Raw genomic sequence first — 24411 nt, 5'->3', positions numbered from 1 at the left:
AGAGAAATGCTCACCCCCCTGCTACGCCGCTATACATGGAACAGTGCCTGGTTATATAACATCAGGATATTTATCGCACTCTGCGGCACGACCGCATTTCCCTGGTGGCTTGGCGAAGTAAAACTCACGATTCCTCTAACACTCGGGGTGGTGGCAGCGGCGCTGACCGACCTTGATGACCGCCTGACAGGACGTCTGCGTAATCTGGCCATTACCCTCGTGTGCTTTTTTATTGCTTCAGCCTCAGTGGAACTCCTTTTTCCCTGGCCGTGGTTATTTGCGGCGGGATTAACCGTTTCAACTATCGGTTTTATTTTGCTCGGCGGCCTGGGCCAACGCTATGCCACCATCGCCTTTGGTGCTTTGTTAATCGCCATCTATACCATGCTGGGCGTTACGCTTTACAGCCACTGGTATCTCCAGCCGCTGTTTTTGCTGGCTGGCGCGGTGTGGTACAACTTACTTACCCTCTCCGGACATCTGATTTTCCCTATCCGCCCTCTTCAGGACAATCTGGCACGCAGCTACGAGCAGTTAGCTCGCTATCTGGAGCTTAAATCGCGCCTGTTCGATCCGGATATTGAAGATGAAAGCCAGGCTCCGCTGTATGACCTGGCGATAGCCAATGGCCAGCTTGTGGCCACGCTGAATCAGACCAAAGTTTCCCTGCTGACTCGCCTGCGCGGCGATCGCGGGCAGCGCGGAACGCGTCGCACTTTGCAGTATTACTTCGTGGCGCAGGACATCCACGAACGCGCAAGCTCATCGCATATTCAATACCAAACGCTGCGCGATCATTTTCGCTACAGTGACGTGATGTTCCGCTTCCAGCGTATGCTGTCAATGCAGGCGCAGGCCTGCCAGAAACTGTCTCGTTCTATCCTGCTACGCGAACCCTACCTTCATGATACTCACTTTGAGCGCGCTTTTATGCATCTTGACGCCGCGCTCGATCGCGTAAAAGCCAGCGGCGCGCCGGCAGAACAGATTAAGGCGTTGGGATTTTTGCTTAATAACTTACGCGCCATTGACGCCCAGCTGGCGACAATTGAATCCGTCCAGACGACTGTACAGTCCAGTCACAATACGGAAAATCTGTTAGCCGACGATCAACCTGGCAGTTTCAGCGATATCTGGCTGCGCCTGCGCAATAATATGACCCCAGAGTCAGCTCTGTTTCGCCATGCGGTCCGAATGTCATTAGTCCTGTGCGCAGGTTATGCATTTATCCAGTTAACCGGACTGAACCACGGTTACTGGATATTGCTGACCAGCCTGTTCGTATGCCAGCCAAACTATAACGCCACTCGTCACCGGCTGGCGCTAAGGATAATCGGTACGCTCATCGGCGTAGCGATTGGCCTGCCGGTACTGCTTCTCGTCCCTTCCGTCGAAGGCCAGCTGCTTTTAATTGTCCTGACCGGCGTGCTGTTCTTCGCATTCCGTAATGTGCAGTACGCCCATGCGACCATGTTCATTACCCTCCTGGTTTTGCTGTGCTTTAACCTCCTGGGGGAAGGTTTCGAAGTCGCCCTACCGCGTATATTTGATACGCTGATCGGCTGCGCTATCGCCTGGGCCGCAGTCAGCTTTATTTGGCCAGACTGGAAGTTCCGCAACCTGCCCCGAGTACTTGAACAAGCAATCAATGCCAACTGCCGATATTTAGATGCCATACTCGAGCAATATCATCAGGGGCGCGACAACCGTCTTGCCTATCGTATTGCGCGAAGAGCGGCGCACAGCAGGGACGGTGAGCTGGCATCCGTTGTATCAAACTTATCAACGGAACCCAGAGCGGGCTCGCAAATGCGGGAAACCGCTTTTCGGTTGTTATGCCTGAACCACACTTTTACCAGCTATATCTCCGCCCTGGGCGCGCACAGGGAAAAGCTGACAACGCCAGATATCCTGGCGCTGCTGGACGATGCCGTTTGTTATGTTGATGACGCGCTGCACCACTCACCGGCCGATGAACAGCGGGTACAGCAAGCGTTAACAAGCCTGCAAACCCGGATACAGCATCTTGACCCTCGTGCCGATAGCAAAGAGCCGTTAGTGCTTCAACAAATCGGGCTGCTACTGGCGCTGCTGCCAGAGATTTGCCGGCTACAGCGACAGGTTGAGATTCAACCTGAATAGCTCTCACTCTCCCGCATTTGTTCCGTTGCCCACGTCTCAAGCTCCTGACGCTGCTGCGTCGGGAGCGTGGCCGCATGGACGCCTTCAATAGCCCCCTGTAAGGAATAAAGAATATTCACCGTTAGCGCTTTATTTATTTTTCGTAACCTCAACCAGGCTTCTTTGGCCCCAATCTTACGCAGCATTAATTCATCCGTAATGCCTGAATTAATCAACTGTAGCTCCATATGAAAACTGATATTTGGCAAATTTTTTAATCTTCCGGAATGTCGCTGCCGATGTTTTTCATGACGCGCGCTCTGTAATGACAGCGCCGATAAATGAAAAAGCATTTTGCTATCGCGCCAAAGTTCCTCATCTATATGATAATACTTCAGCGCGACCAGACGACCATTCTTCTGCATCTTCAACAGCGGGTTTTTATGCGCCACGCGGTACTCCGCGCTCTGCTCGCAAACCCGAAGATAGATTTCCCCCTCAGCCATCATGGCAAACACGGTATTATCTATCGCCAGACTATAGCCACCAAATAAGGGCCGACAGCTTATTTTTCCTAATGGAGACAAACATGCCCGAAACTGATGGATCCTAAGACATATAACTTTCTTCATGATTATTCCTTTGTTAATCATGTAAATAAGACATAAATGTGCTAACGGATCCGTTAAAAGAGAAAATAAGTGACTTCCCTTCATGCGGCAACATGAATTATCTATTCATTTTAATCGGCGTGTTTTTTTGCGAGCAGCTTTCAGAAAATAGTCTTTTGATGAAGTTAAATCCGGGAAAGATAAAATGCTTAATTAATATTCATCACAGTAGCATACAGAGAGCAGGGCATCCCTGTTCGCTCATAGAGCGTTAATGCCATCATTTATGAGAAAAATTTACCCGGGAAGAAAGCGCGACAACCATGAATTCACATTGTGCGCGCGCGGACATCCGATGCGACCGGTTCGGGTTCACTCCCGGCGACGTACAAATTTCATCCAGCAACAGAGAAAATAGGGTTGATCTTTCACCCGGCCGCATATACTGTATATGCATACAGTAACCCACAGGCGGGATAGACTATGTTTACATCAGCTCACGCAAATCGTTCACCACTGACTTCTACTTCAGTACGTCGTCTCTCTCATGACGCTGCCGAACAGCCAGCTAATGGGCTGATCAGTGAAATAGTCTATCGAGAAGACCAGCCCATGATGACGCAGCTACTATTGCTTCCTTTATTACAACAGCTTGGCCAGCAATCGCGCTGGCAGCTCTGGCTGACGCCACAACAGAAGCTGAGCCGCGAATGGGTGCAGTCGTCCGGTTTGCCGCTGTCGAAGGTGATGCAGATCAGCCAGCTCTCCCCCGCTAACACCCTGGAATCCATGGTTCGCTCACTGCGCACCGGAAATTATAGCGTCGTTATTGGCTGGCTATCAGAAGAACTGAGCATTGAGGAACATGAACGCCTGGTTGCCGCTGCAGAAGAGGGTCACGCGATGGGCTTTATCATGCGTCCGGTAAGAAATACCGCTCAGCCAGGCAGACAACTTTCTGGGCTAAAAATTCACTCAAACCTGTATCATTAACCGAGTTTAGGATTAATCCTGGAATTTTTTTTGCCCTGGCGTGAGATGGGCTTTCTGGAACGGCATTTTTGTTAAAATGCTTGTCTGATGCGGCTTCGCGACTTTTTTTGCCTCGATTAAGTTCAACCGTATTTGTTAAACATAGCGTACACAACCCTTTTTTTTCATATGCCTGACGGAGTTCACACTTGTAAGTTTCGAACTAAGTTGTAGACTTTACATCGCCAGGGGTGATCGGCTTACGCTGCATGTATCAGCATAGTTAACAACAAGTCACGCCCCGGGTGAAGGATTTAACCGTGAGGTCTTCTGAACCTTCATGGCGAATTTTGGATGATAATGAGGCGCAAAAAATGAAAAAGACAGCTATCGCGATTGCAGTGGCACTGGCTGGCTTCGCTACCGTAGCGCAGGCCGCTCCGAAAGATAACACCTGGTACGCAGGTGCTAAACTGGGCTGGTCCCAGTATCACGACACCGGTTTCTACGGTAACGGTTTCCAGGGCAACAACGGCCCGACCCGTAACGATCAGCTGGGTGCTGGTGCGTTTGGTGGTTACCAGGTTAACCCGTACCTCGGTTTTGAAATGGGTTATGACTGGCTGGGCCGTATGGCTTACAAAGGCAGCGTTGACAACGGCGCTTTCAAAGCTCAGGGCGTTCAGCTGACTGCTAAACTGGGTTACCCGATCACTGACGATCTGGATATCTATACCCGTCTGGGTGGTATGGTTTGGCGCGCTGACTCCAAAGGTAACTACGCTTCTACTGGCGTTTCCCGTAGCGAACACGACACTGGCGTCTCCCCGGTATTCGCGGGCGGCTTAGAGTGGGCTGTTACTCGTGACATCGCAACCCGTCTGGAATACCAGTGGGTTAACAACATCGGCGACGCTGGCACCGTTGGTACCCGTCCTGATAACGGCATGCTGAGCTTGGGCGTATCCTACCGCTTCGGTCAGGACGACGTTGCTCCGGTTGTAGCTCCGGCGCCGGCTCCGGCTCCAGAAGTGACTACCAAGCACTTCACCCTGAAGTCTGACGTTCTGTTCAACTTCAACAAATCTACTCTGAAACCAGAAGGCCAGCAGGCTCTGGATCAGCTGTACACCCAGCTGAGCAACATGGATCCGAAAGACGGTTCCGCAGTTGTTCTGGGCTACACCGACCGTATCGGTTCTGATGCCTACAACCAGCAGCTGTCTGAGAAACGTGCTCAGTCCGTTGTTGATTACCTGGTATCCAAAGGTATCCCGGCTAGCAAAATCTCTGCTCGCGGTATGGGCGAATCCAACCCGGTTACTGGCAACACCTGTGACAACGTGAAAGCTCGCGCAGCTCTGATCGACTGCCTGGCGCCGGACCGTCGCGTAGAAATCGAAGTTAAAGGCTACAAAGACGTTGTAACTCAGCCGCAGGCTTAAGTTATCTCGTTAATAAAAAACCCCGCGATGCGGGGTTTTTTTTACCTTAAATTCCGCTATCAAAAAGCAGCAGCGCACCGATATATCCCGATGCTTGCATCGCTACTCTTTACCTAACAGTACCTGCAAATCATGCTTCAGGCTGGACATCTTGCTGGCATACTTCTCTTTATGCTCAGCATCCTCAATCAACTGCACAATGGTTTCAGACAGCGTTTTACCCCGTCTTTGCGCCAGACCTGCCAGACGCTGCCAGACCATGAACTCCAGGTCGATAGACTTTTTACGCGTATGCTGATGCTCCGCGTTAAAATGACGCTTACGTCGGGCGCGGATAGTCTGCTTCATGCGGTTCACCAGCGCCGGATTGATATGCTGCTCAATCCAGGTATTCACCAGCACGGGTTCATTTTCGAGCGTCAGTAATAAATCGACGGCGGCTTGCGCAGCGCTGGCTTCAATGTAGCGGGTAATAAGCTCACCTTCCCGGTGCTTTTTTACCAGATAAGTCCATTTCCAGCCGCTTTCAAGATTTTCCAGTTGTTGATATTTCATTGCGATCTCAATGTGACCGTGTAACTCATTTCAGGATATCAGTTTTTTCCTGATGTGCTGAGAATAAATGATCTTTCGTGATGTTGGTAGATTCGTTATCACCGCGACAACCGCAATCCCTCGTGTGCTCGGACGCCGCATAATGTATAATCGCGCGTTTTACATCTGACTAAAAAACAGCGACTTTGACCATTACGAAACTTACCCGAAACGACCTCGCTCCTGATACGGAAAGTTATCAGGCGCTGTTTGCACAAGCCGACTTAGCTCACGCAGAGGCATCCCTCTCAGGCGAACTGCAACCCCGACTCTTCTATGGCCTGGAGCAGCTCCTGGTCACTCCAGCCATTTCGCCGTTTATGCTGGTTAAAATTCCGGAAGAGCCGGAGTACCTGCAGTGGCTGGCTAACGAAACCCGTACTTTACACCAACCGGCACAAACGCTCTGTGGCGTTCGCTATCAGGTTGATGGCGGAAAAATCTCGCTCTCCCCTGCGCAAATGACTGAAGATAATTTCGCCAGCGTTGCGCCGGTTGAAGCCGCGGACTGGATCGAAGCAGAGCAGCTTTTTGGCTGCGTGCGCCAGTTTAATGGTGAAATCACGTTACAACCCGGTCTGGTCCATCGCGCTAACGGCGGGGTATTAATTCTCTCCCTCCGTGCATTACTGGCACAGCCCCTGCTGTGGATGCGGCTGAAAAATATGGTAACCCGCCAGCGTTTTGACTGGTTATCATTCGATGAGTCTCGCCCTCTTCCGGTCAGCATTCCCTCTATGCCCCTGAGTTTGAAAGTTATCCTGGTCGGCGAGCGGGAATCTCTTGCTGATTTTCAGGAGATGGAACCCGAGCTTTCTGCGCAGGCTATCTACAGCGAATATGAAGATAATCTGCAAATCGCTGATGCCGATACGCTGAAGCAGTGGTGCCAGTGGGTCTGGCAAAATGCTCAACTGCTCGAACTCCCGGGGCTGTCAGCTAACGCCTGGCCGCTGCTGATCCAGGAAGGTGCGCGTTATACAGGCGACCAGGAAACCTTGCCGCTGTGCGTGCTCTGGATTGCTCGCCAGCTTCGCGAAGCCGCCGCGTTCTGTGAAGGTGAAGAGATTAGCGCTGAAGAGATGCAAACCATGCTGGAGCGTCGTTTGTGGCGCGAAGGCTACCTTGCTGAACGCATCCAGGATGAAATACTGCAGGAGCAAATCCTGATCGAGACCGAAGGCGAATGCGTCGGACAAATCAACGCACTCTCCGTCATTGAGTTTCCGGGCCATCCGCGTGCGTTTGGCGAGCCTTCACGTATTAGCTGCGTCGTACATATCGGCGACGGCGAATTTATTGACGTTGAGCGTAAGGCCGAGCTCGGTGGCAACATTCATGCAAAAGGCATGATGATCATGCAGGCGTTTCTGATGTCCGAGCTGGAGCTCGAACAACAGCTCCCCTTCACCGCCTCTCTGACCTTCGAGCAGTCCTACAGCGAAGTGGATGGCGATAGCGCCTCCATGGCCGAGCTGTGCGCACTGATCAGCTCGCTGGCCAATGTGCCGATTAATCAGAGCATCGCCATTACCGGTTCTGTCGATCAGTTTGGTCGCGTACAGCCGGTTGGCGGGCTTAACGAGAAAATTGAGGGCTTCTTTGCTATTTGCCAGCAGCGTGGGCTGACCGGTAAACAGGGAGTCATCATTCCCTCCGCCAACGTTCGTCACCTGAGCCTGGCGCAGGAACTGCAACAGGCCGTTGCGGATGAGCAGTTCTTTATCTGGGCAGTCGATGACGTGACGGAAGCGCTGCCCATTCTGACCCAGCTACTCTGGGACGGAGAAGGACAAACGTTACGGCAAACTATTCAGGAACGAATTGCGCAGGCGACACAGCAAGAGAGTCGTCATCGCTTTCCGTGGCCGCTACGCTGGTTAGGCGGTTCAGGTTCGAACTGATCGGACTTGTTCAGCGTACACGTGTTAGCTATCCTGCGTCCCGAACTCAAAATAAGGCTTACTGAAAACATGGTAGATAAACGCGAATCCTATACAAAAGAAGACCTTCTTGCCTCTGGTCGTGGTGAACTCTTTGGTGCCAAAGGCCCACAGCTGCCGGCGCCAAGTATGCTGATGATGGACCGCGTCATCAAAATGACCGAAACCGGTGGTAACTATGACAAAGGTTATGTTGAGGCAGAACTCGATATTAACCCGGACCTGTGGTTCTTCGGTTGCCATTTCATTGGTGACCCGGTGATGCCGGGCTGTCTGGGCCTGGATGCCATGTGGCAGCTGGTTGGCTTCTACCTGGGCTGGTTAGGCGGCGAAGGTAAAGGACGTGCATTAGGCGTGGGCGAAGTGAAGCTCACCGGTCAGATACTGCCAACGGCGAAGAAAGTGACCTACCGTATTCATTTCAAACGCGTGATAAACCGTCGTTTGATTATGGGGCTGGCGGATGGAGAAGTGCTGGTTGACGGTCGTTTGATTTACACCGCAACCGATCTGAAAGTGGGCCTGTTCCAGGACACTTCCGCGTTCTGATAAACATCACGCGTTAGAAAAGGCGAAGCCCCCGCGCAGCGGAGGCTTCTTTTTAAAGAGACAGTCAGGCAATTTGTACCCTGTCCTCCATGGCCTCTCGCCAGCCTCCTAGCCAATAAGACCTTTGGTTTAAGGTCTGGTAAGGACACATTTCCTTCGACCTTCCGGTAATACCGGCCTGGTACCCACGCTGATGTGCCCGTTCCAGGCGATCTCGTTTTTGTCTCTTCATGCCTCGTTTCCCTCATACTTTGATCTGGTGGAAAAGAAAACAATGGTCACTAAATACGCAACCACGGTTAACGAATACCGCGAATCAGGGATAGCGTCAATGCGCAAAATTCACGCCATTGTCATATTTGTGAGCTACATGAAACTTCGTTTGTACAAAAACTGTGAACCAGCACAAGTAACAAACTGATGAGACAAATAAAAAAGCCGCTGCGATTTTCACTGTCGCAGCGGCTTTTATTCTTATTAATTTTACTTATGGCAAGCGGTTAATCTCGCTGGCAATCGCCGTCGCTTCCTGGGTCCAGGCCTGAGCGAGCGTTTTCACCATCGCGTCGTAGCCATCCTCTTGTTGCTTAAGCTCAATATGGAACGGCCGCTTAATCAACTGCCCCTGATGCTTCAGCAGCCACTCGCCGCTGACGATGACCCGGCCATCGTAACGGCCATGAAAACCGCTGACGGACACGTTCAGCGTATCCTGCTCGCTACCCAGCGGTTGAGAGGCAACCACCCAACCCGGAAGCTGGTTGCTAAGGTTCGCCACCAGCGTCGTTTTCAGCTGTTGATCGAGCGGGCTCGCCCACAGATTGTTATTCGCAATCACATACTGAACATCGGTGGTCTGATAGACCACCCCGTTACCGGCAAGATAATCCGGAATGCTCACCTGCTCGACCCAAAGCAAGTTTTTGCTTTGGTGGGTGGCGCTTTGCGCGCCACCCTGCGCCACGGGAAGCTGATAGTAAGTTTTACTCTCACCGCCGCTGCTGCATGCCGTCAGCGCGCATACCGCCGCCGCTATTAGCCATTTCTTCATTATTTCGCTCCCTTCGGCTGCGGATCTTTTTTATCCTTCGCCTCAAATACCAGCGCATTGCTCTTATCATTGAGCGTTTTCAGTACCGGCTGCAGTTCACGAAGAACCTGATCGAGACGCTGCATATCCGCAACCATCTTATTGTATGCCGCAGATCCCGGCTGGAAGCCCTGCATACTACGATTAAGCTCGCGCAACGTATTCTGCATATCGCCCGGTAGCTGCTGCATCGACTGACTTGACGTTATCTTGTTCAGACTGTCCAGCGTCGCCTGTACGTGCTGCATCGTTTTTTCACTTTGCGCCAGCGTACTGGTTGCCTGCTCCAGCAGCGGGTTAATTGGCAGATTGTTAATTTTATCCAGCGCGTCCATCAGGCGCTGCTGGATCTGCGCCAGACCACCGCTCACGGTTGGAATAATCGGATAACCGCCAAACTCCTGCATCTTGCCGCGCGGAGGGGCTTTCGGGTAGAAGTCGAGATCGATATACAGCGCACCGGTCACCAGGTTTCCGGTTTTAAGCGAACCGCGCAGCCCGCGATTCATTAGATCATCGATATGCTTACGAATGTCAGGATCGGCGCCTAACTGATTGATCAGACGTTCCGGCTCAATTCGCACTTCTACCGGGATACGGAAATCGTCGTTGATGTTCTGCTTCAGGCCTGGAATAAAGAACGGCACCTTGCCGACGGTCCCCAGACGGATACCGCGGAATTCAACCGGCGCGCCGGGCTGCAAACCGCGAATCGAATCTTTAAAGAACATCACGTAGTCAATATGCTGGGTAAACACCGAATCCTGGATGCTGCGTTGATCGTCAAACAGATGATATTCTGTTTTATTCGCCACCGGCTCACCTAACGGTAGCCCTTCGGGAATATCAAAGCTGACGCCGCCGCCAAACAGCGTCGACAGCGATCCCATCTCAACGCGCATACCCGCAGCAGTCAGATCCACCGCAATACCGCTATCTTTCCAGAAGCGCACGTTATTGGTGACCAGCCGATCGTTAGGCGCGCTAATAAACAGCTGATAGGTAATATTGCGTTTTTGCGCATCGAAGGTGCTGGTTTCAACTGAACCTACGCGGTAGCCGCGGAAAAGCACCGGATCGCCGGGTGAAAGCTGCCCCGCTTTGCTGCTTTCCAGCAGGATGCGAATACCTTTAGCATCAGGGGAGGCCAGCGGCGGTGAATCCAGCAGCGGATACTGCGCAGGAACAGAGCCTTTGCTACCCGGCTGCAGTTCGATATAGGCGCCGGATAACAGCGTTCCCAGACCGCTAATCCCTTCACGGCCGACCTGCGGTTTAACCACCCAAAAAACCGAATCCTGGTGCAGCAGTTTTTCCATACCTGAATTCAGCCGCGCTTTAATCTCCACGTGGGTCAGGTCGTCCGTGAGCGTCGCGCTTTCAATCACGCCGACGTCAACGCTGCGGCTTTTTATCCGGGTTTTGCCCCCTTCAATACCTTCTGCGTTAGTGGTTATCAGGGTCACTTCCGGCCCCTGGTGGCTATAGTGATAAAAGAGAATCCATGCGCCAATCAGCGCCGTGACTATCGGGAAGATCCACACCGGTGACCAGTTCTTCACCTTTTGCACTTTCGCTTCTCCGCTCTTATTTTCCATGCTGCAGTCTTTCCTCATGGCTTGAATCTGGCTCACGATCCCACAATAAACGCGGGTCAAAGGTCATGGCCGAAAACATTGTCATTACTACGACCAGCGCAAACATCACTGCTCCTATCGCCGGATAGATATTCATTAATCCACCGATGCGTACCAGAGCGGAGAGGACTGCGATAACAAACACATCAATCATTGACCAGCGGCCAACAAACTCGACGACTTCATAAATCAGATGCATGCGCTCCGAGTCGCGCGCTCCCTTGCCGCTGGCGTTCCAGCATAGCCAGCCAATGGCGATCATTTTTAACGTCGGCACCATAATACTGGCAATAAAGATCACCATCGCCACCGGATACGATCCTTCGCTCCATAGCAGGATCACCCCCGCCATAATCGTGGAAGGCATTTTATCGCCCAGCAGGTCGGTAATCATGATCGGCAGAATATTGGCGGGCATATAGAGGATCAGCGAAGTCACCAACAGCGCCAGCGTCCACTGCAGGCTGTTTTTACGCCGGGCGGTTCCCCTTGTCCGACAGCGCGGACAAACGGCCTCATCGACGGGCAAAACCGCCGTGCAGCATGAGCACGAGCGTAGCCCCTGACGCAGGCCGGAGACGCCGACTTTCAGCGGCTGTGTAATCGCCGGCATTGGCGCAATGTCATCCCATAACCAGCGGCGATCCACGCACTGGAACGTCCTCAGCTGTAACAGGCAGAACATACACCAGGGAACGAAGCTCAGGCCGATGCCGATATCGCCGTAGGCCATCAGCTTAACGAAGCTGACCAGCACCCCGGCGAGAAAGATTTCCGCCATCCCCCAGGTTTTAAGGTGAAACAGGATCCGCGCCAGAAACGCCTTTAGCCCGGAAGGCATGCTCACCCGATTGACCAGCAGCAGTATGGTGACCAGGCAGAAAGCCGGCACCAGCTGGACGAAAAGTAAAAAGAAGGTACCGAGGCTGGCGTAATCCTCGCTAAACAGCACGTTCGGAATTTCCAGCAGCTCGATTTCACTGCTGATCCCCCCAACCTTCATATAGATGAAGGGGAACAGATTGGCCAGCAGCAGCATGAACAACGCGACCAGCGCGTAGGCTGTGGGACGCTGCCGGGGCGCGTCCCATGACGTTGTCAATGTCGTTCCGCAACGCGGACACGTAGCTTTCTGGCGATGCTCCAGCTGCGGCAAAGCCACCAGCAGATCACATTGTCGACACAGGATATGCCGCGCAGCATGATGATGATCGCACATGAAAACTCCTCAGCTTATGCGCCGTTTTTTAAACCTTCGAGATATTCCCAGCGTTCGAAGGCGGTTTCCAGCGCCTGCTCCGCTTCACTCAGCTGTGCGAGCACCTGCTGCGTATGGTCATGCGACTGACCAAAGAAAGAAGGGTCGGCAACCTGCTCCTGCAAATTCTGCAGCTGGGCTTCCAGTTCTTCCAGTTTTTGCGGCAGCTGTTCCAGCTCGCGCTGCAGGTTATAGCTTAGTTTGCTGGCAGCGCGTTTGACACTTTCTGCTTTCGGTTGAGCAACTTCAACTGTCTTTTTAGAAACCGGCTGTTTTTTCGCCAGATACTGCGCCTGCTGACCGCGGGCGTCATGATAGCCGCCCACGTATTGGCCAATTTGCCCCGCGCCTTCGAAGATCCAACACTCCGTTACCGTGTTATCCACAAACTGACGGTCGTGGCTAACCAGCATCACGGTTCCCTGATAACCGTCGACAAGCTCTTCCAGCAGCTCCAGGGTTTCGACATCCAGATCGTTTGTCGGTTCATCGAGTATCAACAGGTTACTGGGCTTGAGGAACAGGCGCGCCAGCAGCAGGCGGTTACGCTCCCCGCCCGACAGTGCCCGCACCGGCGTCATCGCGCGTTTCGGATGGAACATAAAGTCCTGCAGATAGCCCAGGACGTGGCGCGGCTTGCCGTTCACCATCACTTCCTGTTTACCTTCCGCGAGGTTGTCCATCACCGTTTTATCCGGATCAAGTTCCGCGCGGTGCTGGTCGAAGTAAGCCACTTCCAGCTTGGTACCCACATGAATACGTCCACTATCCGCCTGCAGCTGACCGAGCATCAGCTTCAGCAGCGTAGTTTTGCCGCAGCCGTTCGGGCCAATCAGCGCAATTTTGTCGCCGCGCTGGATTTGAGCGGTGAAGTCTTTAACCAGCACCTTGCCATCAACCTGGTAGTTGACGTTCTCCATTTCGAACACAATCTTGCCCGAACGCGCGGCCTCTTCCACCTGCATCTTCGCGCTGCCCATCACTTCACGGCGCTCACCGCGCTCGCGGCGCATGGCTTTCAACGCCCGCACGCGCCCTTCGTTACGGGTGCGACGCGCTTTGATCCCCTGACGGATCCACACTTCTTCCTGCGCCAGCTTGCGATCGAACTCCGCGTTCTGTAACTCTTCCACGCGCAGCGCTTCTTCTTTATCCAGCAGATACTGATCGTAGTTCCCCGGATAGGTCACCAGCTTACCGCGATCGAGATCGACAATTCGCGTCGCCATGTTGCGAATAAAGGAACGGTCGTGCGAAATAAAAATAATGGTGCCTTTGAACATCTTCAGGAAACCTTCCAGCCAGTCGATAGTTTCAATATCGAGGTGGTTGGTCGGTTCATCGAGCAGCAGCACGCGCGGCCCGCTGACCAGCGCGCGGCCGAGGGCCGCTTTACGCAGCCAGCCGCCGGACAGCGAGGAAAGCTCGGCGTTAGGATCCAGATTCAGCTGTTCCAGCACTTCATTAATGCGGCTATCGAGCTGCCACAGCCCTAAATTATCCAGCTGTTCCTGAAGGCGTGCCAGTTCGTTCAGATTCTTGTCGCTCGGGTCGGTCATCACCAGCTGCGAAACATCGTGATAACCCTTAAGGTATGCCGCTTGTTCAGCAATACCTTCCGCCACAAAGTCATAGACGGTTCCGGTAACATTACGCGGCGGATCCTGCTGTAGACGCGCCACAACCAGATCCAGTTCATAGATAATGCGCCCGTCATCAAGACCCTGTTCACGATTGAGGATCTTCATCAGGGTCGATTTACCCGCACCGTTGCGCCCTACCAGGCAGACGCGTTCGTTATCTTCGATATGCAGTTCAGCATTATCCAGCAACGGCGCATCGCTGAAAGAGAGCCAGGCGCCGTGCATACTAATTAAAGACATTCTTTATTCCTTTCAGGCTGCGGTAATCAGCCAGCAGTTGTGAATCTGACGGTTGCGGGCAAAATCCTGAGACAGCGTTTTTTGCGTGATCTCCTGCGCCTTCAGGCCCAGCTGCGCCAGCCCGTCATGATCCATACGGAAACCGCGTTTGTTGTTCGAGAACATGATCGTGCCGCCTTTACGCAGCAGACGTTTTAAATCGGTCATCAGGCGCAAATGATCGCGCTGTACGTCAAACGCATCATCCATACGCTTGGAGTTGGAGAAGGTTGGCGGATCGATAAAGATCAGATCAAACTGTTCGGTGGTCTCCCGCAGCCAGCCCAGCACATCAGCCTGCATCAGGCGATGCGCGCGGCCGGTTAAGCCATTGAGGCGCAGGTTACGTTCAGCCCATTCGAGGTAGGTACGGGACATATCGACCGTCGTCGTGGAACGCGCGCCGCCAAGGCCGGCGTGGACGCTGGCGCTACCGGTGTAGGAGAAAAGATTGAGGAAATCTTTGCCTTTGCTCATCTGGCCCAGCATGCGGCGAGCAATACGGTGGTCGAGGAACAGCCCGGTATCCAGGTAGTCGGTCAGGTTTACCCACAGACGTGCGTTATACTCCTGCACCTCAATGAACTCACCTTTTTCACCCATTTTCTGATACTGGTTTTTCCCTTTCTGCCGTTCGCGGGTTTTCAGCACCAGCTTGTTCGGCGCAATCCCCAGTACGGCAATGGTGGCGGCGATAATATCAAACAGGCGCTGGCGGGCCTTGTGCGCGTCAACGGTTTTCGGCGGCGCATACTCCTGCACCACCACCCAGTCGGCGTAGCGGTCGATAGCGACGTTGTACTCCGGGAGGTCGGCATCATACAGGCGATAGCATTCAATGCCTTCCTGACGCGCCCACTTCTCATATTTTTTCAGGTTCTTACGCAGACGGTTGGCGAAATCTTCCGCCAGCATCGCGGTTTTGCCGCCTTCGTTTTCCGCAAGATGATAGTTCTTCTGGACGCAGTCGAGCGGTCCATTTTTCGCTTTGAACTGCTTATCAGCGCGCAGCTGCAGGCAGCTCAGCAGATCCGGCGAGGCGCTAAACAGCGACAGGTTCCAGCCGCCAAACTGATTTTTCATGATCCGCCCCAGCAGGCTATGCAGGGCAATCAGCGCCGGTTCACTCTCCAGACGCTCGCCGTACGGCGGGTTGCTTATCACCGTGCCGTAAGGGCCCTTCGGCAGTGGGTTGCTAAGCTGGGCAACGTCTTTCACTTCGAAGGTAATCAGTTCGCCAATACCGGCGCGGCGGGCGTTGCGCTGCGCGCGTTCGATGACGCGGGCGTCAACGTCGGAACCGTAAAAGCGCGACTCATACGCCGCCAGCCCCTGACGGGCGCGGGTTTGCGCTTCGGACTTCACCTCTTTCCAGATAGCATCGTCATGCTGCGCCCAGCCGCCGAAACCCCAATGGCCGCGGTGTAAACCCGGCGCACGATCGGTAGCGAGCATCGCCGCTTCAATCAGCAGCGTACCGGAACCGCACATGGGATCGAGCAGCGGCGTACCGGCAGCCCAGCCGGAACGCATCACTATCGCCGCAGCCAGGTTTTCTTTGATTGGCGCCATACCGGTACCGTCGCGGTAGCCGCGCAGGTGCAGCCCCTCGCCGCTGAGATCCAGGGAGATATGCGCGGTCTCTTTATTCAGCCAGACGTTAATACGCAGATCGGGATTTTCGCGATCGACGTTGGGACGCGGCAGATTCTTACGCGTAAAGCTGTCGACGATGGCGTCTTTCACCTTCAACGCCCCGTACTGGCTGTTGCGGATCTCTTCGTTCAGCCCGCTAAAGTGCACGGCAAAAGTGGCATCCTGAGTGAAAATCTCGGTCCATGGAATGGCCTGTACGCCAAGGTACAGATCCAGGTCGCTGTATACGCTGCACTGCCCCAGCGGCAGCATAATCCGCGAAGCCAGCCGGCTCCACATCAGGCTTTGATACAGCAGCCGCGTATCTCCCTGAAAATGGACCCCGCCCTGGACCAACTGGCAGTCCACCGCGCCCAGCCCTTCCAGTTCAGTTTTTAACAGCTCTTCCAGCCCACGAGCCGTACTGGCAAACAGAGAATTCATATCGTCACTTTTACTAAAAGAAAATTGGTGCGCATTATAGCCAATATGCGCCCCATGTCATAAAGTTAAAGGCTTATTTTTAAAGCCAGGGGCAGCGTATGGTAACCCTTTCGCGACTTTTTATTCATCCCGTCAAATCGATGCGGGGAATGGGGCTCAGCCACGCTTATGCAGACAGCAGCGGGCTGGCCTTCGATCGTATATTTATGGTGACGGAAACCGATGGCACCTTCATTACCGCCCGTCAGTTTCCGCAAATGGTCAAATTTATTCCCGCGCCGCTCCATGATGGTCTGCATCTGACCGCGCCGGACGGCAGCAGCGCGATGGTGCGCTTCAGCGATTTCTCCGTACAGCAGGAGCCGACCGAAGTCTGGGGCAACCATTTTACCGCCCTGATTGCCCCGGACCGGGTGAACCAGTGGCTAAGCGGGTTCTTCAACCGCAGCGTTCAGCTCCGCTGGCTGGGGCCAGCGCTTAGCCGCAGGGTAAAACGTCACGATGCCGTCCCCCTCTCTTTTGCCGACGGTTTTCCCTATCTGCTGGCCAATGAGGCCTCGCTGCGCGATCTGCAAAATCGCTGTCCGGCCAGCGTAAGCATAGAACAATTTCGCCCAAATCTGCTGGTGACCGGCGCAGCCGCCTGGGAAGAAGATACGTGGAAAGTGGTGCGCATTGGCGAGGTCATTTTTGATGTCGTCAAACCGTGCAGCCGCTGCGTATTGACCACCGTCAGCCCGGAGCGCGGGCAAAAGCATCCTTCCGGGGAGCCCTTAAGCACGCTGCAGCGTTTCCGCACGGCGCTGGACAACGGCGATGTCGATTTTGGCCAGAACCTGATCGCGCGAAATAGCGGCGTAATCCGCGTAGGCGATGCGTTAGAAGTGCTCGCCCGCGGCCCGGCGAAGGCCTACGGCGCAGGCGAGAGTGATACTACGCCGGCACCTGAAGCGCAGGAGAACGCGACGGTGGAAATAGCGTGGCAGGGTGTGAGTTTTACCGGTAATAATCAGCAAATCTTGCTGGAGCAGCTGGAACAACAGGGAATTCGTATTCCTTACTCCTGCCGGGCTGGGATTTGCGGCAGCTGCCGCATCCGGCTGGAAGAAGGAGAAGTCAGCGCGCTGAAGAAAAACGCGGTCGCCGCAGATGGCACCATTTTATGCTGTAGCTGCGTGCCGAAAACCGCGGTGAGGCTGGCGCCTTAAACCGCCTGACCCAGGCTGTAGCTGGCGACGCCTGGCGCCGGCTGCAGCCTGTCGTTCATAATTTTAATCACGTCGCCGAGCTGCATCACCCGCCCGGCAAGCGTCAGACCGGGCTGGGCTAACAGGCACAGCGCGGCGTTTTCTCCGGGCTCAACCACCAGCAGATTCACCTGCTGGCCGGTATCGCTGAGCCATGCGCTGGCGGCATCGCCAACGCCGGGCTGCCAGCTCTCTTCATGCGTGTTGAAATGCCAGCTTTTCGGCATTTGCGGCTTGAGAAAACGAATCGCAACCAGCGCATTGAGTACTAATTCAGCGCGCTGTTCTTTTGATAATTCGAGATCGCGGCACTTTTCTTCAAATGAAAAATAGAGCGCTGCGTCATCAACGCAAAATCCGGAAGGCGCGAAGGCGTCGGGCGTCAACATGCGGCGAGCAAAACGCGATCTGAATAACATACCATTAGCCAGATCGAGCATCATGCGGTCATGCTCTTCATCGTAATACCAGCGCCAGTTATCGTCAGGTTTGATCCGCATTTCTACCCCCGTCCTCTTCCACTTCCGTCTGTAATAAACAGGTAAACTGCTACAGAATATTTCAAAAATTAAGAAAAGACTAAAATGTCTAAATAAGCAACAATGAAGGAATATAAAACAACCAGGGCTATAAATAAAGCCCTGGAGGAGTATCAGAGGGGGAAAAGATTAGATATGGGTAACAATTTCTTTAATCAGCGGCGGGCCTTTAAAAATAAATCCGGAATAAATCTGCACCAGCGTCGCTCCGGCGGCTATCTTTTCCCGGGCGGCAATCACCGAGTCAATACCGCCGACTCCGATAATTGGCAGGCGGCCATTTAATTCCGCAGACAGCATGCGGATAATTTCCGTACTCTTCAGCTGCAATGGACGTCCGCTAAGGCCACCGGTTTCATCACAATGTTTCATCCCCTGCACCAGCGATCGATCCAGAGTGGTATTGGTGGCAATGACGCCATCTATATTATGCCGTACTAAACTGTCCGCTACCTGGATCAATTCTTCGACGGAAAGATCCGGAGCGATCTTTACGGCCACAGGAACATATTTTTGATGTTTCTCTTGTAGCTCGCGTTGCTTATTTTTAATACCAGAAAGCAAATCGTCCAGCGCATCTCCGTATTGTAAAGTACGCAAGCCTGGGGTATTCGGCGAGGAGATATTAATGGCGATATAGCCGGCATAAGCATAGATTTTTTCCATACAAATCAGATAATCATCTTTGCCTTGTTCTACCGGTGTATCTTTATTCTTGCCAATATTAATACCCAGAATGCCGTCAAAATGCGCCTTTTTTACGTTCTCCACGAGGTTATCAACACCGTGGTTATTAAAGCCCATGCGGTTGATCAAACCTTCGGCATCGACCAGGCGGAAGATCCTTGGCTTATCGTTGCCCGGCTGTGGACGTGGCGTCACGGTACCAATTTCAATGGAACCAAAACCCATCGCCCCGAGCGCATCAATGCACTCGCCGTTTTTATCCAGCCCGGCGGCCAGGCCCAGCGGGTTCTTAAATGTGAGCCCCATACAGGTTACCGGCTTTGTCGGCACCTTCTGGCGAACCAACATTTCCAGCGGGGTACCCGAAACACGGCGTAATTGTTGAAAAGTGACTTCATGAGCGCGCTCAGGATCGAGCTGAAAAAGGGCTTTACGAACGAAGGGGTAGTACATGAACTCTCCTGGATTCCCGGTGTGCAAACCGGGGGCGTATTATGTGCGATCCACCCCGGAAAGGGAATTGACCTACGACAAAAAATCTTACCTCCGACGCAAACGTTTACTTTTCTCCCGTTCGTTATGCACTTTCTGACAATCCAACGCCGGATAAATCATTTAGGGAAATAAAAGCGCTCTGTCACACTGCGGCTAAATGTTATCAATTATAGATAAATGCAAATATTTAGTTATAAGGAGAGAGTATGCGAGTCATCACACTTGCGGGCAGCCCGCGCTACCCTTCCCGCTCCAGCGCGCTTCTGGAATACGCCAGAGAGACGCTCTCGGCGGCGGATATCGAGGTCTGCCACTGGCATCTGCAGAATTTCGCTCCGGAAGACCTGCTCTACGCTCGCTTTGATAACCCAGCCCTCCATGCGTTAAATGAACAGCTTGCCGGCGCCGATGGGCTGATCATCGCGACGCCCGTGTATAAGGCCTCTTTTTCCGGCGCGTTAAAGACGCTTCTGGACCTGCTGCCGGAGCGCGCGCTGGAGGGCAAAATCGTTCTGCCGCTGGCTACCGGCGGAACCATCGCCCATATGCTGGCGGTGGATTACGCCTTAAAACCGGTACTCAACGCGCTGAAAGCCCAGGAGATCCTCCACGGCGTTTTCGCTGACGATAGCCAGGTCACGGATTATCAGCATAAACCGCAGTTTACCCCGAATCTGCAGGGCCGCCTCGACCAGGCGCTGGAAACCTTCTGGCAGGCGCTGCATCGCCCCAGCAGCCGCGCGCCGGCGCTGAAAACCTTACAGCGGGTTGAGCACGTTTAAAGTTCAGCGTTGATGCCCGTCACCAGGCAAAACGCTAAAGAATAAAGGAACACTGTATGGCGACGCTTTCGCAAAAACTCCTGATCCGCATAGCCCCCTGGCTTTTGCCGGTTGGCAGCGTGATTGTATGGCAATTCGCCTCTTCCGTTGGTTGGCTCTCTACCCGTATTTTGCCGTCACCGGAAGGGGTGCTCAAAGCCTTCTGGACGCTCTCCGCCAGCGGTGAGCTTTGGCAACATCTGGCCATCAGCTCATGGCGGGCGCTTATTGGTTTCAGCATCGGAGGTTCCATTGGCCTAGTTCTCGGGCTTATCAGCGGCCTGTCGCGCTGGGGCGAACGCCTGCTGGACACCTCCATTCAGATGCTGCGCAACGTACCGCACCTCGCGCTGATTCCGCTGGTGATTTTATGGTTCGGCATCGATGAAAGCGCCAAAATTTTCCTCGTGGCGCTGGGGACGATGTTCCCGATTTATATCAATACCTGGCACGGTATTCGAAACATTGACAGGGGTCTGGTGGAGATGGCCCGCAGCTATGGCTTATCGGGTTTTGCTCTGTTCCGTCACGTGATCCTGCCGGGCGCCCTGCCCTCCATTATGGTCGGCATCCGGTTTGCGCTCGGCCTGATGTGGTTAACGCTGATCGTGGCTGAAACCATCTCGGCTAACGCCGGTATCGGCTATCTGGCGATGAACGCCCGCGAATTTCTGCAGACCGATGTCGTGGTCGTCGCCATTATTCTTTACGCTATTCTCGGCAAACTGGCCGACTTCAGCGCACAGCTTCTTGAACGCGTCTGGCTGCGCTGGAATCCGGCTTACCACCTTCAGGAGGCCAACGCATGACAACCGCGCGTCTTAATCCGGGGATCCCGCTGCTGCTAAACGGCGTAAGCAAGCGTTACGGCAGCAAAACGATTCTGAATGAACTCGATCTGCATATTCCCACCGGGCAATTTGTCGCGGTGGTCGGACGCAGCGGCGGCGGTAAAAGCACCCTGCTGCGGCTGCTGGCCGGGCTGGAAAAACCCAACGCCGGGCAGCTGCTGGCGGGTTCGACGCCGCTGGCGCAAATCCAGGAGGATACCCGGATGATGTTCCAGGATTCCCGCCTGCTGCCGTGGAAAACGGTGATCGACAATGTCGGCCTCGGGCTGAAGGGGCAGTGGCGCGAGGCGGCGCTCAAGGCGCTGGCGAGCGTCGGCCTTGAAGACCGCGCCGGTGAGTGGCCCGCGGCGCTTTCCGGCGGGCAAAAGCAGCGCGTGGCGCTGGCTCGCGCGTTAATTCATCGCCCCGGATTATTACTGCTTGATGAGCCGCTGGGCGCGCTGGACGCCCTCACTCGCCTGGAGATGCAGGATCTGATTGTCTCGCTGTGGCAGGAGCACGGATTTACCGTTCTGCTGGTCACCCACGACGTCAGCGAGGCGGTGGCGATGGCCGATCGCGTTTTGCTGATTGAAGAGGGGAAGATAGGGCTGGATCTGCTGGTGGACATTCCCCGTCCGCGACGCACGGGTTCAGTGAAGCTGGCCGAACTGGAAGCGGAAGTACTGAATCGGGTGATGCAGCGCGGCAAGAACGAATCCTCGCCACGCTTAGTGAGCCACGGTTAACGACTGCGACGTTCCCCCGCTCGCGCTGCGCTTAGCGGGGCTACAGGTTTGGACTCGCGCTGGCGTTACGCCAGCGCTTTACTGATTTTCTCGAACAGATCCCCGGAAAGATTCTCCAGACCCTTCAGCTGCTCCAGCGCCCCGCGCATCAGCGCCTGACGTTTCTCGTCATAGCGTTTCAGACGAATCAGCGGCTCAATCAGACGCGAAGCCACCTGCGGGTTGCGGCTGTTCAGCTCAGTCAGCATCTCGACCAGGAACTGATAGCCGCTGCCGTCTTCTGCATGGAACGCCGCCGGGTTGCTGCCGGCAAAGGCGCCGATCAGAGAACGGACGCGGTTCGGGTTACCCATGCTAAACGAGCGATGATGCAACAGGCCGCGAACCGTCTCCAGGACGTTATCCGCCGGGCTGGTGGACTGCAGGATAAACCATTTATCCATGACCAGTCCGTCCTGGTGCCACTTGTCGTCATACTCCTGCATCAGCGCATCGCGGCACGGCAGCTGGGCCGCTACGGCCGCGGCCAGCGCCGCCAGCGCGTCGGTCATATTGTCCGCATGGTGATACTGCGCGCTAATCAGTTTATCCGCCAGCTCGGTATCGCCAAACGCCAGGTAGCGCAGGCAGGTATTACGCAGAGAACGCTTACCGATATCGGCATGCTCAACGCGGTAGCCGTCGAGCTTGTTGGCGTTGTAAACCGCCAGGAACTCGTCAGCCAGCTCTTTCGCCAGCGTGCGGGTCAGCGCTTCGCGCACCGCCGCGATGGCAAGCGGATCGATAATCGCAAACAGCTCCGCCATTTCATTCGCTGAAGGCAGCGTCAGGATCTCCGCCGCCAGCGCCGGATCGATCTTCTCATCCAGCAGAATCGCGCGGAACGCATCGGCGACGTGAATCGGCAGAGACAGCGGCTGCCCCTGCTGGTGACGGTTGACGTTGAGTTTGATATAGGTCGCCAGCAGGCTCTGCGCCGCGTCCCAGCGGGAGAAATCATTCCGCGCGTGGCGCATCAGGAAGGTCAGCTGCTGATCGCTCCATTTGTACTCCAACTTCACCGGCGCGGAAAACTCGCAAAGCAGCGCCGGGACCGGCTGGAAGTAAACGTTGTCGAAAACAAAAGTCTGCTCCGCCTGGGTGACGTTCAGCACGTGATGCACCGGGTGACCGCCCTTCTGCAGCGGGATTACCTTGCCTTCGTTATCGTACAGCTCGATGTCGAACGGAATATGCAGCGGCAGCTTCTCCGCCTGCTCAGCGGTCGGCGGCGTGCGCTGGCTGATGGTCAGCGTGTACTGCTCCGTTTCCGGGTTGTAGTCATCATGGACGGTGACAATTGGCGTACCGGACTGGCTATACCAGCGGCGGAAGTGGGACAGATCGACGTTGGAAGCGTCTTCCATCGCCTGGACAAAGTCGTCGCAGGTCGCGGCGCTGCCGTCGTGGCGCTCAAAATAGAGCTGCATGCCTTTCTGGAAATTTTCTTCGCCCAGCAGGGTATGCAGCATGCGGATCACTTCCGCTCCCTTCTCATACACCGTCAGGGTATAGAAGTTGTTCATCTCGATCACGCTATCCGGGCGAATCGGATGCGCCATCGGGCTGGCGTCTTCGGCAAACTGCAGGCCGCGCATGGTGCGTACGTTATTAATGCGGTTCACCGCGCGCGAGCCGAGGTCGGAGCTGAATTCCTGATCGCGGAAAACGGTCAGCCCCTCTTTCAGACTGAGCTGGAACCAGTCGCGGCAGGTCACGCGATTGCCGGTCCAGTTATGGAAATATTCATGACCAATCACGCGCTCGATATCCAGGTAATCTTTATCGGTCGCGGTATCGGTACGCGCCAGTACGTATTTGGAGTTAAAGACGTTAAGGCCTTTGTTCTCCATGGCGCCCATGTTGAAGAAGTCGACGGCGACAATCATATAGATGTCGAGGTCGTACTCGAGACCAAAGCGGGTTTCGTCCCACTTCATGGAATTTTGCAGCGAAGTCATCGCCCACGGCGCGCGGTCAAGGTTACCGCGGTCAACGTAGAGCTCCAGCGCCACTTCACGCCCCGAACGGGTTTTGAAGGTATCGCGCAGGACGTCAAAATCACCGGCCACCAGCGCAAACAGGTAGCACGGTTTTGGGAACGGGTCCTGCCACTGGATCCAGTGACGGCCATTTTCCAGCTCGCCCTGGGCCACGCGGTTACCGTTGGAGAGCAGAAACGGGTATTTTGCTTTATCGGCGATGATTTTGGTGGTGAAGCGCGCCAGAACGTCCGGGCGGTCCGGATACCAGGTAATGTGGCGGAAGCCTTCCGCCTCGCACTGGGTACACAGCGCTTCGCCGGACTGATATAGCCCTTCCAGCGCGGTATTCGCCGCCGGGCTGATTTCATTGACGATGGTCAGAGTGAAATGTTCCGGCAACCCGCTAATCACCAGCTGGTTATTTTCTTCCTTGTAGTCGCTCCACGGCTGACCATCAATCCGCAGAGAGACCAACGTCAGGTCTTCGCCATCCAGACGCAATGGCACATCAGACGTAGCCGCGTGGCGGGAGACCTTGCTCTCAGCCGTCACAACGGTTTTCGCGGCATCCAGGTCAAAGGTCAAATCGATATCGCTAATCAGATACTCCGGCTCACGGTAGTCGTGGCGGTATTTGGCTTGGGGCTGTTGTGTCATAAAAAACCTTTAGCGTGTCCTGTAAAGTGTCGACTCAGTCTATTCCTGTTGCGCAAATCTCGCTATGCAGAATCTTCATCTTTTCAATGCTAAACATGAAAATTGCTACATTTTGATAACACAAGAGGCACGAAATGCGCT

20 protein-coding genes are annotated in these 24411 nt (G+C 54.4%); 9 read left to right on the top strand and 11 right to left on the bottom strand.

What is annotated here, in order from left to right:
- The first annotated feature begins 6 nt into the window (after positions 1 to 6).
- A complete protein-coding gene (gene yccS / locus BJF97_RS10545) occupies positions 7 to 2142 on the top strand; it encodes a YccS family putative transporter (protein WP_032695057.1) in 2136 nt (711 codons plus the stop codon).
- On the opposite strand, the gene BJF97_RS10540 is transcribed toward yccS, so the two are convergent.
- Positions 2130 to 2753: a TfoX/Sxy family DNA transformation protein gene (locus BJF97_RS10540; protein WP_014228665.1), complete on the bottom strand. Its 624-nt coding sequence runs from the start codon at positions 2751 to 2753 to the stop codon at positions 2130 to 2132. The genes yccS and BJF97_RS10540 overlap by 13 nt on opposite strands.
- Positions 2754 to 3215: 462 nt before the next feature.
- On the opposite strand from BJF97_RS10540, the gene sulA reads away from it, so the two are divergent.
- On the top strand, positions 3216 to 3725 hold the full coding sequence (gene sulA, locus BJF97_RS10535; RefSeq protein ID WP_014228664.1) for an SOS-induced cell division inhibitor SulA: 510 nt from the start codon (positions 3216 to 3218) through the stop codon (positions 3723 to 3725).
- A gap of 353 nt (positions 3726 to 4078) precedes the next feature.
- On the top strand, positions 4079 to 5149 hold the full coding sequence (ompA, locus tag BJF97_RS10530; RefSeq protein ID WP_004849520.1) for a porin OmpA: 1071 nt from the start codon (positions 4079 to 4081) through the stop codon (positions 5147 to 5149).
- A 102-nt stretch (positions 5150 to 5251) separates the two neighbouring features.
- Here the strand turns inward: ompA and matP are convergent, their stop codons facing one another.
- Positions 5252 to 5704, bottom strand: a complete 453-nt coding sequence (matP, locus tag BJF97_RS10525) for a macrodomain Ter protein MatP (RefSeq protein WP_014228663.1) — start codon at positions 5702 to 5704, stop codon at positions 5252 to 5254.
- Between the two features lie 185 nt (positions 5705 to 5889).
- Here matP and BJF97_RS10520 point away from each other — a divergent pair, with 185 nt between their 5' ends.
- Entirely contained in the window at positions 5890 to 7647 is a 1758-nt protein-coding gene (locus tag BJF97_RS10520) for an AAA family ATPase (RefSeq protein WP_032695056.1), read from the top strand.
- Between the two features lie 69 nt (positions 7648 to 7716).
- Positions 7717 to 8235 carry a bifunctional 3-hydroxydecanoyl-ACP dehydratase/trans-2-decenoyl-ACP isomerase gene (gene fabA, locus BJF97_RS10515; protein ID WP_004849514.1) on the top strand — a complete coding sequence of 173 codons (519 nt, stop codon included), beginning with the start codon at positions 7717 to 7719 and terminating at the stop codon, positions 8233 to 8235.
- A gap of 64 nt (positions 8236 to 8299) precedes the next feature.
- Here fabA and rmf read toward each other — a convergent pair whose 3' ends face one another.
- The 6 genes from rmf to rlmKL all read right to left on the bottom strand — a co-directional run bounded on the left by rmf (position 8300) and on the right by rlmKL (position 16221).
- Positions 8300 to 8467, bottom strand: coding sequence for a ribosome modulation factor (gene rmf, locus BJF97_RS32395; RefSeq protein ID WP_004100764.1), 168 nt, complete (start codon positions 8465 to 8467; stop codon positions 8300 to 8302).
- A 255-nt stretch (positions 8468 to 8722) separates the two neighbouring features.
- A complete protein-coding gene (gene pqiC / locus BJF97_RS10510) occupies positions 8723 to 9286 on the bottom strand; it encodes a membrane integrity-associated transporter subunit PqiC (RefSeq protein WP_014228661.1) in 564 nt (187 codons plus the stop codon).
- The gene (pqiB, locus tag BJF97_RS10505) at positions 9286 to 10923 is read right to left on the bottom strand and encodes an intermembrane transport protein PqiB (protein ID WP_070082901.1); all 1638 of its coding nucleotides are present in this window, start codon (positions 10921 to 10923) and stop codon (positions 9286 to 9288) included. The genes pqiC and pqiB overlap by 1 nt, the downstream gene beginning before the upstream one ends.
- Positions 10913 to 12181 carry a membrane integrity-associated transporter subunit PqiA gene (gene pqiA, locus BJF97_RS10500; protein ID WP_014228659.1) on the bottom strand — a complete coding sequence of 423 codons (1269 nt, stop codon included), beginning with the start codon at positions 12179 to 12181 and terminating at the stop codon, positions 10913 to 10915. The genes pqiB and pqiA overlap by 11 nt, the downstream gene beginning before the upstream one ends.
- 14 nt (positions 12182 to 12195) lie before the next feature.
- Complete coding sequence (locus BJF97_RS10495) at positions 12196 to 14103, bottom strand: ABC transporter ATP-binding protein (RefSeq protein ID WP_004849507.1); 1908 nt, start codon at positions 14101 to 14103, stop codon at positions 12196 to 12198.
- Positions 14104 to 14115: 12 nt separating this feature from the next.
- Positions 14116 to 16221 carry a bifunctional 23S rRNA (guanine(2069)-N(7))-methyltransferase RlmK/23S rRNA (guanine(2445)-N(2))-methyltransferase RlmL gene (gene rlmKL / locus BJF97_RS10490; RefSeq protein WP_014228658.1) on the bottom strand — a complete coding sequence of 702 codons (2106 nt, stop codon included), beginning with the start codon at positions 16219 to 16221 and terminating at the stop codon, positions 14116 to 14118.
- 98 nt (positions 16222 to 16319) lie between these two features.
- Here rlmKL and BJF97_RS10485 point away from each other — a divergent pair, with 98 nt between their 5' ends.
- Positions 16320 to 17429: a YcbX family protein gene (locus BJF97_RS10485; RefSeq protein ID WP_032695055.1), complete on the top strand. Its 1110-nt coding sequence runs from the start codon at positions 16320 to 16322 to the stop codon at positions 17427 to 17429.
- On the opposite strand, the gene zapC is transcribed toward BJF97_RS10485, so the two are convergent.
- Both zapC and pyrD read right to left on the bottom strand, forming a co-directional pair.
- Complete coding sequence (zapC, locus tag BJF97_RS10480) at positions 17426 to 17968, bottom strand: cell division protein ZapC (RefSeq protein WP_004849504.1); 543 nt, start codon at positions 17966 to 17968, stop codon at positions 17426 to 17428. The two genes, BJF97_RS10485 and zapC, sit on opposite strands and share 4 nt — an antisense overlap.
- Before the next feature lie 168 nt (positions 17969 to 18136).
- Complete coding sequence (pyrD, locus tag BJF97_RS10475; RefSeq protein WP_004130996.1) at positions 18137 to 19147, bottom strand: quinone-dependent dihydroorotate dehydrogenase; 1011 nt, start codon at positions 19145 to 19147, stop codon at positions 18137 to 18139.
- A 248-nt stretch (positions 19148 to 19395) separates the two neighbouring features.
- Here pyrD and ssuE point away from each other — a divergent pair, with 248 nt between their 5' ends.
- The 3 genes from ssuE to ssuB are packed head-to-tail and all read left to right on the top strand — an operon-like array spanning position 19396 to position 21589.
- Positions 19396 to 19971 (top strand): NADPH-dependent FMN reductase, encoded by a 576-nt coding sequence (gene ssuE / locus BJF97_RS10470; protein ID WP_009653287.1) that lies wholly within the window; start codon positions 19396 to 19398, stop codon positions 19969 to 19971.
- Between the two features lie 56 nt (positions 19972 to 20027).
- The gene (ssuC, locus tag BJF97_RS10465) at positions 20028 to 20819 is read left to right on the top strand and encodes an aliphatic sulfonate ABC transporter permease SsuC (RefSeq protein WP_004849501.1); all 792 of its coding nucleotides are present in this window, start codon (positions 20028 to 20030) and stop codon (positions 20817 to 20819) included.
- Positions 20816 to 21589, top strand: a complete 774-nt coding sequence (ssuB, locus tag BJF97_RS10460; RefSeq protein WP_032695054.1) for an aliphatic sulfonates ABC transporter ATP-binding protein — start codon at positions 20816 to 20818, stop codon at positions 21587 to 21589. The genes ssuC and ssuB overlap by 4 nt, the downstream gene beginning before the upstream one ends.
- A 65-nt stretch (positions 21590 to 21654) precedes the next feature.
- On the opposite strand, the gene pepN is transcribed toward ssuB, so the two are convergent.
- Positions 21655 to 24270: an aminopeptidase N gene (gene pepN, locus BJF97_RS10455; RefSeq protein ID WP_014228655.1), complete on the bottom strand. Its 2616-nt coding sequence runs from the start codon at positions 24268 to 24270 to the stop codon at positions 21655 to 21657.
- Positions 24271 to 24411: the final 141 nt, after the last annotated feature.

Source organism: Klebsiella sp. LTGPAF-6F (assembly GCF_001753185.1).
Taxonomy (GTDB): domain Bacteria; phylum Pseudomonadota; class Gammaproteobacteria; order Enterobacterales; family Enterobacteriaceae; genus Klebsiella; species Klebsiella michiganensis.
Note: the sequence above shows the minus strand (reverse complement) of the source record. Positions and strands in the feature narration are given on the sequence as shown.